Genomic DNA, 16,434 nt, shown 5'->3' on the forward strand with positions numbered 1-16,434 from the left:
GCTTCACCGTTCCTCCCGAGAGGCGGTAAGAGCACGTCAGTTCCGGCGTGGCATACGCCGGGGTGCAGGTGGGGCCAAAGTTCTTTCAGGGCTCCAGCTGATGTTCGCCGCACGTGTCGGGGCTGTGAAGTCGCGTGGGCTCCGGCGCCGGCAGAACGTACGACAGCAAGGGAAAGAAGTAGCAGAGGAAAGGGAGGGTCGTACACCGTTGGATCGCCCGCCGTCGGTCGTCATGTCAGGCCGGGCGGACACCGCAGTTTCCATCGAACGAGAGGTGGTCTCCGGTCACGCATATGCGGTCCTCGCACCCGAAGCCGTCGATGACGGCTGGTGCGGATACGACAAGCCGACGTTCCTGTCGGTAGATGGTGTTCTGACCCGTGACCCTGGGCCCCGGCGCGCAAGCGCCGGGGCCCTCGACGTGGAGGTGACATGGGGCGAAACCCCGAAGACATGTTCGGCGATGAGAACTACCCGGCCTACACCATCGGGCAGGCCGCGGAGATGCTCGGCACCACGCAGGACTTCCTGCGTCGCCTGGACGAGGCGAAACTGATCAACCCGCACCGCTCCAGCGGCGGGCACCGCCGCTACTCCCGCTACCAGCTGCGCCTGGCCGCCCGGGCACGCGAAATGGTCGACGGCGGCACCGCCCTGGAGGCCGCCTGCCGGATCATCATTCTCGAAGACCAACTCGAGGAAGCTCTCCGGCAGAACGAGAAGCAGTAGCGAGGGCCGCGACGACCGGACTGACCAGCCCACCCTTCGTACGAGGCCGTCGGCGGGCTGGTAAGTCGGCCGGCCCACCAGGCGCACGTCCAGGTTCCCGCCTCGGTCCGACGGCCCGTCGAGGACGGTGAGGAAGTCGCGCATCTCGGCGAGGGGTGCGGTGCCACCCAGGGTGAGCGCGTCCACGATCGCCGGGTCGCCCAGCGCGGCGTGGATCCGGCGCGCCTCCGCAGGGAAGCAAGCTCAGTCGACCAGGTCCACTCACCGCCATCGGTTGAACAACGGATCATGTGCTACGGTGTCCCAGTTGCAGTTTTGATTTCCAGTAGACGTTTTCCGGCGCCTGATGGGGCATCTGAAACCCATCCAGGCGCTTTTCGTTTTTCGTGTCGTTTCGACGCGGGTGATCAACGCGGCGGCGTAAGGGTCCGCACAGTGCGGCCTCTGACAGCCTGCGAAGGAGCAGACATGACTACAGGTACCGTGAAGTGGTTCAACGCCGACAAGGGCTTCGGCTTCATCAGCCCGGACGGCGGCGGCGCTGACGTCTTCGCCCACTTCTCCGCGATCTCGGCGAGCGGCTTCCGCAGCCTCGACGAGAATCAGAAGGTGGAGTTCGACATCACTCAGGGCCAGAAGGGCCCGCAGGCGGAGAACATCCGCCCGCTCTGATCCAGATTCTCTGAACGGCGGCCCGACTGGTTCAGCGGGTCGCCGTTCGGCGTTTCATGCGCTCACCACGCCATCGCGAAAATCATCTGATCGGCTGAAGGCCGGCCGTCTCGGTGTGGAGCCGGCCCAGCAGTGTCCCCGTGCTCTCCCCACTGGATCGATTCGGACCTCGGGCGCTCGTCTGCCAAGCATCGCCCCTTGTCCCGCCGCGCGTTAGCCGTGGCCAGCTTGAGGCGGCTGAGCGCTTGCGGTCCCCGTAGTCCGGCCGCGTCGAACACCGCGACAGCGGCGGTGAGGTGGTCGATGACGTCGGTGGTGTCGCCGAAACCCGGGTAGGCCGTCGCCGCGTTGGCGGCGGCCCGTGTCGGGCAGTACGGGCCGAGGGTGAGGCTAGTGCTGACCTTCCGTCCGGTGGGTGTTCCGGCAGTAGGGCGAACACGCGGTCCACGTCCTGGTGTACGCCCGAGCGATCGCCGAGGCGGGCGAGCGCCAGAGCCTGCCCGCTGATCGTGAGGCGGACGAGGTGCGGCCGCATCGCGGGCCGCAAGTCAGGGTTCGTGTGCTTGGGCTGTGGTCCTGGGCTGGTAGAACGGGGTGGGTGAACGTCGGCCGCTTCCTGCCACCTCAGGTGAACCCTCAGGTCGCTAGACTGGGCGCTCGCGCCCTCGTAGCTCAGGGGATAGAGCATCGGTTTCCTAACCCGACGCTCCGTGTGTAGCCGCAGGCCGATGACCTGCGGCTTCTCTCTTTCCAGGCTTTCTGCGCCGGTCGCACCCGCGCGCCGTTGTGATCGCCTGCTGAAGCCCAGCAGAAGTGCATAAGCGCTGCTCAGTGCCACTTTCCCGTGGGCCGCGGTGTCGGTCTCGCGCGACGTGCTGCGCCCCGACTGTACGTCCGGCCTCATCGCGGCTTGGCTCGTCTTTATTGCCAAAGCTTGGCAACTACGTAATCCTGGCAGCAGTGGGTCGGCGCTCCGGCAACGCGATGATCTGCACCACCGCCGGGGCGCCCGCCCAACTCTGCGACGACGATGGTGCGAGGAGCTGCTGGTGGCCGTCTACTCTCTGCCCGACATGCCGTACGACTACGGTGCGCTGGAGCCGGCGATGTCCGGCGAGATCCTGGAGCTGCACCACAGCAAGCACCACGCCGCGTACGTCAGGGCAGCAACGAAGCCCTAGAGCAGCTGGCCGAGGCCCGGGACAAGGGTGACTTCGCGGCGCTGGTCGGGTTGGAGAAGACGTTCGCGTTCAACCTCTCCGGGCACGTGCTGCACTCGATCTTCTGGAACAACCTGTCCCCGCACGGCGGCGACCGCCCCGACGGTGAGCTGGCTGCCGCGATCGACGAGCACTTCGGCTCCTTCGACGGCTTCGCTGGCCAACTGTCGGCGGCGACGAAGGGCGTGCAGGGCTCCGGCTGGGGTGTCCTCGCCTGGGAGCCGCTGGGGCAGCGGCTGATCGTGGAGCAGGTCTACGACCACCACGGCAACGTCGGGCAGGGCTCCACGCCGCTGTTGGTGTTCGACGCGTGGGAGCACGCCTACTACTTGCAGTACCGCAACGTGCGCCCGGACTACGTCGACCGCCTGTGGAATCTCGTCGACTGGGCCGACGTGACCGCCCGGTTCGAGGCCGCCCGCGCCGCCGCGCCGAAGCTCTGACCGGCGTGACCGGTCCGTCGCCGCCGACCTCGTGCAGCGCGCCGCCGGGGTCATCGCCGCCCGCCACCGCGGTGATCTCGCCGGCGCGGAGGCGCTGCTGGCCTCGTTCGACACCGACCAGGCCCGCACGCTCGGCTTCTACCTCCTCGCTGACCTCGCCCTCGGACTGGTCCGCGCGCAGACCGGTCAGTCCTGGACGACCTGGTCCGGGAACTCACCCTGCTCGTCGCCACCACACCACCGCCCTCGCCCGGTTGAGGGCATGCCCACTCCCCTGACGGCTGGGGAGCGGCCTGCGAGCGAGGTCAATCTGCTGTCGAGGCGGAAACCTGCCATAGGGCGCTGACCGGCATGGCGCGGAGTCTGTCGCCGAACGGCAGCGTGGCGGTTCCGGTATAGAGGACGATGCCGACGATGAAGTCGTCGCCGAGGCGGTCGGCGAGTCGGCGTAGGCCGCGGAAGTCGTCGGGTCCGACGGTGCTGGCTGCTTTGACCTCGATCCCGACCACCTGACCAGCTCGGTTCTCGAGCACCGCGTCGACTTCGTACCTGCTCTGGTCGCGGTAGTGAGACAGGTCGACGAACTGCTCGGACCAGGTGAGCTGCCGGGACAGTTCGGACAGCACAAATGACTCGAGCAGCGGCCCGAACGGTGCGCCCGGCCGGAGCAGTGCCCGGGCGTCGGTCGCGATTTCGTTGGCGGCGATGCCCGAGTCGACGAAGATCAGCTTTGGCGCGGCGGTGGCACGGGTGCCGAGGTTGCGGGACCAGCCGGGAATCCGTTTGATCAGGAAGATCTCTTCCAGGGCTTGGAGGTAGCGGACGATCGTCGGCCGGCTCAGTCCGAGGGCGGATTCGAGGGAGTTCGCGGCGATGATGGTCGCGGACCTGGCCGCGAGGAGGCGTACCAGCCTGCGTAGCTCGCCCTTGTGCTGGATGTCGGACAGCTGCCGGACGTCGCGGTCGATGAGCGCCTGGACATAGGCGTCGAGGAACCGTTGGCGGCGGCGCGGGTCGGTGCGGGCGGTGGCCTCGGGTAGGCCGCCTCGCACGATCCTAGCCGCGTAGTCGGCGCGGGTCACGTCCGACTCGTGTCGCAGGTTCGGGCCGAGCGCGAAGACGGCGTCGATAAATCCGTCCAGGGCTCCGTCGAGTTCGCCTTGGGAAAATGGCCAGAGCTCGACGGTTTCCATCCGACCAGGCAGCGCGTCCGGCGCAGCCACCATGCCGAACAGCCGAGACGATCCGGTGAGCAGGTACCGGCCAGGACGGGGATCCTCGTCGACGGCAGCCTTGATGGCCAACAGGAGCTCCGGAGCGCGCTGGATCTCGTCGATGACCAGGAGTTCGGAGGAGTCCACGAACCCGACCGGATCGGCGATCGCCGCCGCCCGGTCCTGAGCCCGATCAAGATCGCGGCGCTCGGCCAGACGATCGCCGGCAACGAGGCGGACCAGGGTGCTCTTGCCCGCTTGGCGTGCCCCGCTGATCAAGACGACGCGGGTGTCCGCCAGAGCAGCGTTGACCTGCGCGGCAGCGTGGCGGGGGACTAGATGCGGTGTGGGCACGGCGTCATCATAACCGCCGCATTTTCGATCTGCGAGGGCGGTTGCTTTCGATTTGCGGCACCCGAAGCGTTCGATACGCGGTCATTCGATGTTCGATTTGCGGGCCAGGCGAACGGGGCGGTTCGTGGAAGGGGTCCACCGCTACGTCGCGTTGCTGCGAGTCGGGGCTAGTTCGGGGAAGGCGTCTTCCCAGTGCTGGCGGAGCTGGGGTGGCAGCCACAGGGTGGGCCAGAGCCGCCGCAGCAGGTCGGCATTGAGCCAGGTGTGCAAATCCTCGACCGTACTGGCTTCGGTGAGCACCACCTTGTACATGCTGGCCAGGCGCGTGGGCCGGTTCAGGTCGTACTCGGCGTGCCCGGACCAGTCGAGATGACGCGGAAGCGTCACCGCGCCGTCGGTGGGGCCGTGCAGCGCGGCAAGGGTTTCGGCCACCACGTAGGGCTTCCGGTTTCCGTAGGGCTGGTAGTCCGCCCGCAGCTGTTCGTCCCGCTCGGTCAACCCGGCCGCCCGCGTCGCCTCGTACCGGGAGACAACCGCCTGCAGCTCATCCTCCGAGAACCGGCCCATGGCCGTTAGCCTGCCATGTTAGGCCCAGCGCGCTTGGCTTCTGTCAATCTCTTTAACCGGCGGGCCAGTGATGGTGATCGCTATGGGATGCGCTCATGTTCTGGTGAAGCCGAGGGCCCGGTATCCGGGCATGCGGCGTGGGAGTGAGGCGGCGAGGATGGGTGTGGCCGGGTCGTGGTAGTCGTGGACCTCGGCAAGGTCCTTGCCGGGCGCGGCCCGGATGACGCGGCCGGCGCATTGGACGAGTAGGCCGTCGTAGGAGATCGGGCCGGCGAGGAAGAGGGTGTCGAGGGCGGGGGCGTCGAAGCCTTCACCGATGAACGGTGTGGTGCCGATGACGAGCAGGCCGTCGCCGGCCTTCGCGCCGTCGAGCCGGTCAACGATGGCCCGCCGGTCGCGGGTGCTCACCGCGCCTTGGAGCACAAGCGCCTGATGTCCGCGTGCGGCGAGCAGAGCGGTGAGTGCCTCGACCTGGGCGACCCGTCGGGTCAGCACGAGACAGTTGCGACCGCGGGTCAGGGCCGCGGCGACGTCGTCGGCGATCTGGGTGTTGCGGGGTTCGTCGAGGGCCAGCCTTCGGTGCACCTCGGCGAGCGCGCCGGGCGCGTCAAGGTCGACGTCGCCGGGTTGGAAAGTGGTCTCGTGGATGAACAGCGCTCGACGGGGGCCGGCATCGGTGTGCATCGCAGCCGCGAGGGTGCCCTGTTCCTCGTCGGTCAGGGTGTGGCGGACGGGGCCGAGTTGCCAGGTGACGAGTTGGCCGAGGCCGTCGCGTCGGGTAGGGGTGGCGGTGAGGCCGAGCCAGAACTGCGCGGCGATCCGTTTGACCGAGTGCTCGTACGCGGCGGCGCCGAGGTGGTGGCATTCGTCGACGATGACGTGCCCGTACCCCTGGGTCAGGGTGGCGACGTCGTCGCGCCGGGCGAGGGAGGGCAGCAGTGCGATGTCCACCGTGCCGGTGAGCTTGCGTCGGCCGCCACCGAGTTGGCCAGGCTTGATGTCGAGGAACTGTTGGATGCGGGTGCGCCACTGGTCGGCGAGAGCTTTGCGGTCGACGAGGACGAGGGTGGAGGTGTTGCGTTCGGCGATCACGGCGCAGGCCATGACGGTCTTGCCGGAGCCCGGTGGGGCGACCAGGATTCCGTCGTCGTGGGCGAGGAGTGCGCCGACCGCGACGGCCTGCTGGCCAGTGAGTTCGGCGGTGAACGCGGTGTCGATCTCGGTCCCGGAGTTTCGTACGTCGGCGACGGCCAGCCGTGACCCGGTGCGCTCGACGATCGTGGTGATGGTGTGCCGTAGGCCCCGCGGAAGGATCAGGCGACCATCGAGGGTGAGGTCATAGCCCTGGATGAAGCGTGGCGTATCCCAGGTGGACTTGCGGAGTCGTTGCAGCTCGTAGAACTTCGGGTTGGCCATGGCGGCGGCGTGTTTGAACGTGGCGAGTGCGGCGGGGGTGAGCTGTCCGGCGTCGATGCTCAGCCCGGCACCGGCCTCCGCGTGGACCACCGGAGGCAGTGGAGGGTGGACCTGCGTCGCGGCGGACCGGCTGATCGTTGCGATGTCGGCACCGGTGACGGATTGTTTGGCCTGCCGGGCGATCTGTTCGGCGTCGCCGGGGCTGAGCCGGTCCAGTGTCGACAGGAATGCCCACTGGTCGGCGTACGGCTCGAGGGTGCCGAGGTCGAGGAAGGTGGTCAGTCCGTCCTTGCGGCGGCGGCCCTGTAGCGGCGCGGCGATGAGGTTGCCGAAGCCACCCTCAGGAAGGACGTCCTGGTTGGGGAAGAGACGGTCGTACGACCGCAGATCCATCGACCCGCGCAGCACCATCGCCTCGCGCAGCAGGACCGTACCCACGGCCCGCGCGGTGGCCGCGGGAACAGCGCCGGTGAAGAAGACCCACACGTGGGCTCCGCGGCCCGACTGGGAGATCTCCAACGCGGCGGGCACCGCGCTGGCCCGTGCCGCCTTCACGTATGCGAGGGCGTCGAGCATCGCCGTCGGGCCGTCGAAGTCGGCCACGACGAAGTGGCAGGTGTTGCCGGGCATCAGCGGGTACAGGCCCATGAACACGTCGCCGACCAGATGTGCCGCGACGACCTCCGTCGTGCGGGGCAGGTAGGTGGCACCCCGCCGGTCCATACCCTTGCGCCAGCCGCCCGCGACCGCGGGCATCCATCCGGCTGCGCCGGTACGGGCGTTGTCCCACCGCACGGCGTACACGTCGGCCCGGGCCCGGAACCGGTCGGTGAACAACGTCAGCTTGTCCCGGGTCGGCGAAGCCATGGTGACCAGCCCTGGCGGCTCAACCGGAGCGGACAACTGCTCCGGCGCCGCAGTCGTGTCCTGGCCGCGCAGCTCCAGCAGACGCCCCAGCCGGGCGTTCTCCGCCCGTAACCGCTCCACCTCCCGCCGAAGATCGACGAAATCGGCCACCGAACCCATGCCGACCATCCTCGCGCATCGGGCTCCGAACACCCCGACACCGGTCCGCTATCCTCCGCCGATGGCATCGAAGGGGACCGCCGCGTTGGAGGCGATGATCGAGGAAGCCACCGTCGACACGGACGGTCACGAGGACCAGCGTGCCGGCCTGTTCGCCATGATCGAGGAGCATCTGGCGGTGCCGTTCACCACCACCGTCCTCGGCGTCGAGGTCACCATAGGCAAGATCGAGCTGGCCGCGGACAGCATCGTCGCGGTCTGCGCCCGAGGCCGCCACCGGCAACGGGTCGGTCTTCTCGACCTTCCGCTACCCACCCCTATGCCGGACGGTGCCGCGTGGATCGACGCCTACCGGCACTGGGCCGGGAGGTAGGCCACGATGAGCGAGTACCAGTACTACGAATTCACCGCCGTCGACCGTCCCCTCACCGTCCGCGAGCGGGCCGAGCTGCGGTCGCTGTCCACCCGGGCCGACATCACTGCCACCAGCTTCGTCAACACCTACGAGTGGGGCAACTTCAAGGGCAACCCGCGCACGCTGATGGAACGGTACTTCGACGCGCACCTGTACCTGGCGAACTGGGGCACCCGCCAGCTCATGCTGCGACTACCGAAACACGTGCTCGACCCCGCCACCGTCTCCCAGTACTGCCAAGGTGACAGTGCATCCGCGTGGACCGCCGGCAAGCACGTCATCATCGACCTCCACGACGAGGACGAGGACGGCACCGATGAGTGGGACCTCGACGGTCACGGCCTCCTCGCCTCCATCATCCCGGTCCGGGCCCGCCTCGCCGCCGGCGACCTGCGCCTGCTCTACCTGGCCTGGCTGCGCTGCGTACAGTCCGCCGAGATCGCCGACGACGAGCCTGAACCGCCCGTCCCCGCCCGGCTGGGGACCCTCGACGCGTCCCTCACCGCCGTCGCCGAGTTCCTACGCATCGACCCCGACCTGATCGCGGCCGCGGCGGCCGGATCGGCGCCGGCCACCTCCGGCGAACCGACCGCTGCGCAACTACGCACCTGGGTCGTCGGGCTGTCCGCGCGGGACAAGGACGCCATCTTGACCGACCTGATCACCGGCGGCGACAGCCAACTGCGCAACCGGCTGCTGCGCCGCTACCGCGACGCACACCGCACTGATACGCCCACCCCGGCAGCCGCCCGTACCGCCGGGGAACTGCTCGCCACCGCCGCGGAGTTGCGCGCCGAACGGGAACGACGGGACGCCGAGCAACGCGAACGCGACCGGATTCGCCGCGAACGGTCCGCCGCAGCAGCCCGGCAACGGCACCTCGACACCCTCGCAGTCGACCAACCCGCCGCCTGGCAGCGAGTCGACGAGCTCATCGCCACGAAGAAACCCCGCGAGTACGACACCGCCGTGCAACTCCTCGTCGACCTGCGCGAACTCAGCGAACGCGACGGGGACAGTTCGTCGTTCCAGCACCAGCTGGCCGAGCTACGGGTGGCGCACGCCCGCAAGCCCAGTTTGCTCGAACGCCTCAACCTCGCAGGCCTCGACAGCTGACGCATGGTTCCCCGCTGACCGTCGCCAAGGTGTGGCGAGGATCGTGGATGGCCGGTGCGGCGTGCCAGCGTGACGCCCCAGACAGTCGACGCCGGCGGCGGTCCGCTCCCCGACGCGACCCCATCGCGCCGGACACTTCATTCTGCCCGCCAAGATCAACCGGGGTCACCTGGAGACTCCTCCAGCGGATGCCGACCGGGGTGAACCGGTGCCAACGTGGGTCACCATGGCCGACCGCCGGTCGCGAACCGGGGTTCGTGTGCGCCGGGTGTGGTCCTGGGCTGGGAGAACGGCGGTCCGGGTGACGTGGGTGAACGGGGGCCACTCCCTGCCACCCCAGGTGAACCCCCACGTCGCTAGACTAGGCGCTCGCGCCCTCGTAGCTCAGGGGATAGAGCATCGGTTTCCTAAGACCGTCATCTATGCATGCCGGTAGGCCGACTGCCTGCGATTCAGCCGTTCATTACCTCTGTTTGTTGGTCGCATTGGATAGCTGCTGCGCTCCGTTGCTGGCGGTTACAGTAGCAAACCGGCCGCCTCTGTTGCTTTTTGTGTCAACTTTCTCGATTCTAAATCCTCGTCACGGCATTTTGCGACTTGACGTAGCGAGGATGCTGTCCGGGGAAGCACGTGCGATCCTCGCCCAACCCGCTCCTTTACGCCGCACGCCGAGTTACGCCTGGGCACCGGAGTCGGAAGTGGGCGCAAACGCGTTGCCAGGCTGATGCGCCAGGCCGGGCTGCAGGGCTTCTGCCGGCGCTGCCGTCAGGGCTGCAAGGTGCGCGAGTTGGACGCGTGAGTGGATGCCGAGCTTCCGGTAGACGCGGGTGAGGTTTGCTTCGACTGTTTTGACACTGATGGTGAGGGCGGTGGCGATGTCGCGGTTGGTCGCTCCGCTGGCGGCGAGCTCGACGCAGCGCTGTTCGGCGGAGGTGAGGCAGGGGAGCGTACTGCTGTGCGCGGGGACGGGCTCCAGTTGGTGGAGGGTGCGGGTGGCGGCTTCGATCCAGGGGTGTGCCTGGTGCGTGCTGAAGAGGTCGGCGGCGCTCTGCGCCGCGGTGCGGGCGCTGGCGCGTCGGCGTCCGCGTCGTTCGGTGTGGCTGAGGGCCAGGAGGGTTCGACCGTGTTCGATGGGCAGGTGGCGGAGGTGGTCGGCTGCTGCGGTGAGGAGGTCGGCGGCCGCATCGTAGTTGCCCAGGGTGGCTTCCAGGAGTGCCTGGGAGCGGTCGAGCACGGGGAGGACGCAGCTTCTATCTAGATCAGTCGCGGTGCGACGGGTATCGGTCAGCAGTTTGCGGGCTTGGTCGAGGTAGCCGAGGGAGATGAGGGCTTGGGCGAGGTCGGCGTGCCAGCGCAGGACGGACGGGTCGCGGACCTGCTGGCGCTTCTCAAGCGTACGGACCTCTTCCAGCGCCTCCAGGGCTTCTTTCGGACGCCCGGTGACCAGGAGAAGATGTCCGAGGACGAAGAGGTTTCGGGAGAGGAAGACTTTGTTGTCCTCCCGGCGGGAGGTGTCCGCCCCGCGGCGTGCGTGAGCGAGGGCGGAGTCGGTGCACGAGGCGGTGCCCTCGACCAGGGCGGAGGTGTAGCACGTTGGTGCGGGGTCCAAGGCGGCTCTGTCGGTAAGCGACAGGGCGCGGCCGGCGTAGTCGAGGGCCAGTCCGCACCGTCCGGCGCGGATCTCGACTTCGGCGAGGCTGCGCAGGACATCCACGGTGGCTTCGGCGTCTCCGGTCCGCTCGGCTTCGACGAGCAGAGGCAGCAGTGCGCTGCGGGCTTCGTCCAGACGGTCGTCGAAGATGGCGTGCCGGGCGGAGAGCTGTTCGGGCCTGGCGTTGACGGGGATGTGAGTGCTGCGTGGCAGGGACAGGGCGTGGCCGAGCGTGGTCTCGGCTTGGGGGCGGCCGAGGATGCGTTGGATGCGGGCCTGCATCGTGAGGGCCATGGCGGTGGTGGCGGTGTCGCCAGCGCTCCGGGCGAGGCTGGCGGCCCGGGCAGCCTGGGCGCACGCCCGGTCGGGATCGCCGTTGACGTTGGCCCAGATCGCCTGGCGGACGAGGATCTGCGCGGTCAGGTCCGGATGTCCGGCCGCTTCGTGAAGTGCGTCGGCGAACAGCTTGTCGCCGTTGTACAGGTGCTGTCCGCCTGAGTCGATCAGGGCGATGAGGGCGTTGACGCGGTTGGCGGGGCTGCTGTCGTGGTTCAGGACGAGGCGGACGGCAGCCTGGCCGCGGGGCAGGTCGCCGTTGTGGGCGGCGTCGCGTACGGCGGTCAGCGCCCGTTCGGTGAGCAGGTCGGCGTCGGTCTCCGGGGTACGTTCGGCGGCGAGCAGGGAGAGCTCGGCCGCTAGTGCGGGTTCTCCGCGCAGCCGGGCGCGGGCGGCGGCGCGGTCGGCGCAGTCGGCCGACTGCGGGTCGTTGGTGTCGGCCGCCAGCGTGGTGTGACGGTCGCGGCGGATGCTGTCGCGGCTGGCTTCGGCCAGGCGGGCGTGCAGGAGCCTGCGTGTGGCGACCGGCGGTCGGGCCGCGAGTTCGGCACCGATCGCGGCGGCGGCGAACCGGATCTTCCCGTCGACCTGCCCGATGTCGATCAGTCCGGCTGCCTCGGCCTCTGCGAGAAGGTTTTCGGCGGGCGGGCCGGCGAGGCGGCTCAGCAGTTCGCGGTCGGGCCGGTCGTCGAGTGCGGCGACCGTCAACAGTTCCTGAACTTCGGCCGACACAGTGCCCAGCCATTCGTTCACCAGTCGGCGGGCGGCCGGCGGCAGGACCAGGTCGTCTACGAGACCCTGAGCGGCCGGCAGGTCGGTGGCGCGGCTGCGGGCCCCGGCGAATGCGAGGGCTAGGGCCGGGTTCCCTCCGCTGCGGATGTGGGTCTGCGTGACCTCGTAGGGGGTTAGCCGGTACGGCGACAGCAGGGTTGCGACCTGATCGGGTGTCAGCGCCGGGATGCGTACCGCACAGGGGTCCTCGCCGCACCAGTGGCCTTCGCTCCCCGGGCGCCAGATTCGCTCTGCGGCTATGACGGGAAGGTCGGGAGCCAGGCGCAGTGCCCAACGCAAGACGGCCGCGCTGGCCGTATCCAGCCACTGGGCGTTGTCCACCACCAGTGTCAGAGGCGGGGTGTCCAGCAGCAGGGTGGCGGTCAACCGGCGCAGCCGTAGAGCGGTCCCGGCGGGATCGGCAGAGCCCGGCACTCCGACGGCCTTGTCGATTCCGGTCGCGAGTTCCCGCGCGGCCGGCAGCGGTTGGAGGGCCAGTGCGAGTTCGAGCAGTCCGGTGTAGGGGACCTGGGCGTCCTGTGGGCTCGGAGCCAGCCTTAGGACAGGCATGCCCAGCTGCTGCCCGAGTACACCGGCCGCAGCGGTCTTGCCGATCCCGGGCGGACCGAACAGCACCACCCGACGGGCGCCGCGCACGACGCCCGGTACCACCGGCAGCATGGTGCCGGTGGCCCCCTGATGCGCATTCACTGCCGTCGCAGAATCTGGCACCGGATCATAGTGCGCCCGACGGTCCTTCGCGCACCAGAGCAAGGGGTTGCCCTGATTTCGGCCAGCCTCCGCCGTTCCTAGTGTCATCGCCAAAGCCGAGCTGTCACCGGTTGCCGGAGATCCCATCAACACGGGCCCTGCTGCCACACCCCTCAACCCATCTCGGCGGGAGGATTACGATGTATCGAAGAACTGCCGTGGCGGCCGCTGTCGCGGTTGCGCTTACCCTGGGCACCGTGACCGGGGTGGCCACCCAGTCGACCGCAGCCACCCCGCCCCCTACACCCACGGTTGCACAGAGCCCGCTGTCGCTGGCGATCTCTGCAGCCGACCGCGCTGCCGACGGCGGTCACGACGCGCTGGCGAAAGGCCCCTTCGAGCAGTACGACCGTCGCATGGTGATCCCGTGGGTCGACGGGCTGTTCTCCATTGCCTACGAGCGCACCTACCGGGGCCTGCCGGTGGTCGGCGGCGACGCCGCCGTGCTCGCCGACGGCAAGGGCGCGATCCGGGCGATCTCGGCCGCCACCAAGACGAAGATCAACGTGTCGGTGGTGCCGACGGTCGCCGTCGACCGTGCCGAGCAGACCGCCAAGAGCCTGCTCGCGAAGGTCGACCGGGTCGAGTCGCGCACCCTGGTGGTGCACGTCAAGGACAGCACCGCCCGCCTCGCATGGGAGGTCGTCGTCGCCGGACGCACCGCCTCGGCGCCCAGCCACCTGCACGTCTTCGTGGACGCGCGCACCGGCCAGGTGCTGGCCAAGCAGGAGGACGCCGCGGCGGGCTCCGGCACCGGCAAGTGGAACGGGCCCAGTCCGCTGACGATCACCACGTCGCAGTCGGGCAGCACGTACTACCTGCGCGACACCACCCGCTCCGGCCTGAACTGCCAGGACTACAGCACCAACACCGTCTTCTCCGGCCCGGACGACAGCTGGGGCAACGGCGTGGGCACCAGCAAGGAGACCGGCTGCGTCGACGCCCTGTACTCGGCGCAGAAGGAATGGGACATGCTGTCGGGCTGGCTGGGCCGCAACGGCCACAACGGCAACGGCGGCAGCTGGCCCATCAAGGTGGGCCTCAACGAGCAGAACGCCTACTGGGACGGCTCGACGATCACCATCGGCAAGAACCAGGCGGGCAACTGGATCTCCTCGATGGACGTGGTGGGCCACGAGTTCGGCCACGGCCTCGACCAGAACACCCCCGGCGGCACCAGCTCCGAGGCCGGCCTCGGCGAAGCCACCGGCGACATCTTCGGCGCCCTGACCGAGGCATACGCCAACCAGTCCAGCGCCTACGACGAACCCGACTACCTGGTCGGTGAGGAGATCGACCTCGTCGGCGACGGCCCGATCCGCAACATGTACAACCCGTCGCTGGTCGGCGGCCACCCGAACTGCTACTCCTCGTCGATCCCGAACACGGAGGTACACGCGGCCGCAGGTCCGCTCAACCACTGGTTCTACCTGCTCGCCGAGGGCAGCGCGCCGGGCGGCGGCAAGCCGAACAGCCCCATCTGCTCGGGCGGCCCGTCGTCGGTCACCGGCGTGGGCATCCAGTCCGCCGGAAAGATCTTCTACGGCGGCATGCTGCTGAAGACCTCCGGCATGACCCACAAGAAGTACCGCACCGCGACCCTGACCGCCGCGAAGAACCTGGACTCCTCGTGCGTCCTGTTCAATCGGACCAAGGACGCGTGGAACGCGGTCGCGGTCCCGGCCCAGACCGGTGACCCGACCTGCACCGGTTCCAGCACCGACTTCTCCGTCTCGGTCAGCCCCACCTCGGGCAGCGTCAACGCGGGCTCCTCGGTCACCGCGACGGTCAACACCGCGACCGTCTCCGGCAGCGCCCAGACCGTGTCGCTGACCTCCTCGGGTGCCCCGTCGGGGGTCACCGTGTCGTTCAGCCCGACGTCGGTGACGTCGGGCAACAGCTCCACGATGACGGTGGCGACCACGTCCAGTGCGGCTGCGGGCACGTACACCATCACCGTGACCGGCACCGGGTCGGTCACCCACACGGCCCAGTACACGCTGACGGTCAACGGCGGCACCCCCGGCGGCACCGCCCCGGACATCAGCGTGTCCAACGTGCAGGCGCACCTGACCCAGCTCAACACCATCGCCACCAACAACGGCGGCAACCGCCGCTCGACCGGCCAGGGCTACCTGCAGTCGGTGGCCTACGTCAAGGGCAAGCTGCAGACCGCCGGCTTCACCGTCACCGAGCAGCCCTGCACCTCGGGCTGCACCAGCGGCGCCGGCCCGAACCTGATCGCCGAGTGGCCCGGCGGCAACGCCAGCAACGTCTACATGTTCGGCGCCCACCTGGACAGCGTCTCGGCCGGTCCCGGCATCAACGACAACGGCTCCGGCTCGGCGGCGCTGCTCGAGGTCGCCCTCGCGCTCGCCGCGCAGAACCCGACCATGCTGAACAAGGTCCGCTTCGGCTGGTGGACCGACGAGGAGCAGGGCCTCAACGGCTCGAAGTTCTACGTCAACTCCCTCACCAGCACCCAGCGGACCGCGATCAAGGCCTACTACAACTTCGACATGATCGGGTCGAAGAACGGCGGCTACTTCATCAACAACATCAGCTCGACCGCGTCGCAGCCGATGAAGGCGTACTGGGACAGCCTCAGCCTGCAGCCGGAGGAGAACGTCGAGGGCCAGGGTCGCTCCGACGACTACTCGTTCCAGAACGCGGGCATCCCGACCTCCGGCTACGCCATGGGCGCCAGCGCCACCAAGACCTCGGCCCAGGCGTCGAAGTGGGGCGGCACCGCCGGTCAGGCGTACGACTCCTGCTACCACTCGTCGTGCGACACCACCAGCAACATCAACGCCACCGGCCTGGACCGGGCCGCCGACGGCATCGCCTACACGCTGTGGAACCGGGCCGTCGGCACGTCCACCCCGACCGACGACTTCTCGATCTCGGCCAGCCCCTCGTCGGGCACCGTGAACGCGGGGTCCAGCACCACGACCACCGTCGGCACCGCCACCACCTCGGGCAGCGCCCAGACGGTGAACCTGACCGCCAGCGGCGCCCCCACGGGCGTGACGGTCTCGTTCAGCCCGGCGTCGGTGACCTCCGGCAGCTCGTCGACCGCCACCATCTCGGTCGGCTCGTCGGTGGCCGGCGGCACCTACACCATCACCATCACCGGCTCGGGTTCGGCGACGCACAGCACCACGTACACGCTGACCGTGCCCGGCGGGCCGGGCGGCTGCACCGCCGCCCAGCTGATCCTCAACGGCGGGTTCGAAAGCGGCACCTCGCCGTGGACCGGCTCCACCGGCGTGATCGGCACCTCTATCGGGCAGGTGCCGCGCAGCGGCACCCGGTACGCGTGGCTCGGCGGAAACGGCTACACCGCGACCGAGGCCATCAGCCAGACCGTCACCATCCCGTCGGGCTGCACCAGTGCGGTACTGACCTACTGGCTGCACATCGACACGAGCGAGTACTGGGCGCTCGCCTACGACGTGTTCACGATCAAGGCCAACGGCACCACCGTGGCGTCGCTGTCCAACATGAACGCTGCCACGGGCTACACGCAGCGCACCGTCAACCTCGGCGCGTACGCCGGCCAGACGGTCACGCTGACCTTCACCGGCACCGAGGACGCCTACCTGCAGACCAGCTTCGTGCTGGACGACGTGACCCTGCAGATCGGCTGAGTTCAACGGCAGGGTGGGGCGCTCGCCCCACCCTGCCGCAGGTCCTGCGCCCCTGTTCCGCTGCCGGACCGGACCTTAGCCTG

General features: G+C 68.9%; 10 protein-coding genes and 2 pseudogenes. 8 read left to right on the top strand and 4 right to left on the bottom strand.

Annotated elements, in window-relative coordinates; genetic code table 11:
• Positions 1-432: 432 nt before the first annotated feature.
• The 4 genes and pseudogenes from SM452_RS28180 to SM452_RS28195 all read left to right on the top strand — a co-directional run bounded on the left by SM452_RS28180 (position 433) and on the right by SM452_RS28195 (position 3,064).
• A complete protein-coding gene (locus tag SM452_RS28180) occupies positions 433-729 on the top strand; it encodes a helix-turn-helix domain-containing protein (RefSeq protein ID WP_262012692.1) in 297 nt (98 codons plus the stop codon).
• 468 nt (positions 730-1,197) lie between these two features.
• Positions 1,198-1,401 (top strand): cold-shock protein, encoded by a 204-nt coding sequence (locus tag SM452_RS28185; protein WP_007074326.1) that lies wholly within the window; start codon positions 1,198-1,200, stop codon positions 1,399-1,401.
• Positions 1,402-2,507: 1,106 nt separating this feature from the next.
• A pseudogene (locus SM452_RS28190) lies at positions 2,508-2,641 on the top strand (superoxide dismutase); the annotation flags it as partial.
• A gap of 27 nt (positions 2,642-2,668) precedes the next feature.
• Positions 2,669-3,064: a superoxide dismutase gene (locus tag SM452_RS28195; RefSeq protein ID WP_259275667.1), complete on the top strand. Its 396-nt coding sequence runs from the start codon at positions 2,669-2,671 to the stop codon at positions 3,062-3,064.
• A 305-nt stretch (positions 3,065-3,369) separates the two neighbouring features.
• Here SM452_RS28195 and SM452_RS28200 read toward each other — a convergent pair whose 3' ends face one another.
• The 3 genes from SM452_RS28200 to SM452_RS28210 all read right to left on the bottom strand — a co-directional run bounded on the left by SM452_RS28200 (position 3,370) and on the right by SM452_RS28210 (position 7,641).
• Entirely contained in the window at positions 3,370-4,632 is a 1,263-nt protein-coding gene (locus SM452_RS28200) for an ATP-binding protein (RefSeq protein WP_174533515.1), read from the bottom strand.
• A 141-nt stretch (positions 4,633-4,773) separates the two neighbouring features.
• Positions 4,774-5,199, bottom strand: coding sequence for a hypothetical protein (locus SM452_RS28205; RefSeq protein WP_174533516.1), 426 nt, complete (start codon positions 5,197-5,199; stop codon positions 4,774-4,776).
• Between the two features lie 93 nt (positions 5,200-5,292).
• Positions 5,293-7,641: a TOTE conflict system archaeo-eukaryotic primase domain-containing protein gene (locus SM452_RS28210; RefSeq protein ID WP_355512341.1), complete on the bottom strand. Its 2,349-nt coding sequence runs from the start codon at positions 7,639-7,641 to the stop codon at positions 5,293-5,295.
• Between the two features lie 61 nt (positions 7,642-7,702).
• On the opposite strand from SM452_RS28210, the gene SM452_RS28215 reads away from it, so the two are divergent.
• The 3 genes from SM452_RS28215 to SM452_RS28225 all read left to right on the top strand — a co-directional run bounded on the left by SM452_RS28215 (position 7,703) and on the right by SM452_RS28225 (position 9,971).
• Positions 7,703-8,014, top strand: a complete 312-nt coding sequence (locus tag SM452_RS28215) for a hypothetical protein (RefSeq protein ID WP_262012688.1) — start codon at positions 7,703-7,705, stop codon at positions 8,012-8,014.
• Positions 8,015-8,020: 6 nt separating this feature from the next.
• Positions 8,021-9,172 (top strand): hypothetical protein, encoded by a 1,152-nt coding sequence (locus SM452_RS28220; RefSeq protein WP_262012687.1) that lies wholly within the window; start codon positions 8,021-8,023, stop codon positions 9,170-9,172.
• A gap of 679 nt (positions 9,173-9,851) precedes the next feature.
• Positions 9,852-9,971, top strand: a complete 120-nt coding sequence (locus tag SM452_RS28225) for an IS3 family transposase (protein ID WP_223201434.1) — start codon at positions 9,852-9,854, stop codon at positions 9,969-9,971.
• Here SM452_RS28225 and SM452_RS28230 read toward each other — a convergent pair.
• Positions 9,957-12,788, bottom strand: a pseudogene (locus SM452_RS28230) (helix-turn-helix transcriptional regulator); the annotation flags it as partial. The gene SM452_RS28225 and the pseudogene SM452_RS28230 overlap by 15 nt on opposite strands.
• Positions 12,789-12,841: 53 nt before the next feature.
• On the opposite strand from SM452_RS28230, the gene SM452_RS28235 reads away from it, so the two are divergent.
• Positions 12,842-16,351, top strand: a complete 3,510-nt coding sequence (locus SM452_RS28235) for a M28 family peptidase (protein WP_463841046.1) — start codon at positions 12,842-12,844, stop codon at positions 16,349-16,351.
• Positions 16,352-16,434 lie beyond the last annotated feature (83 nt).

The organism is Micromonospora sp. SYSU B005, assembly GCF_055362685.1.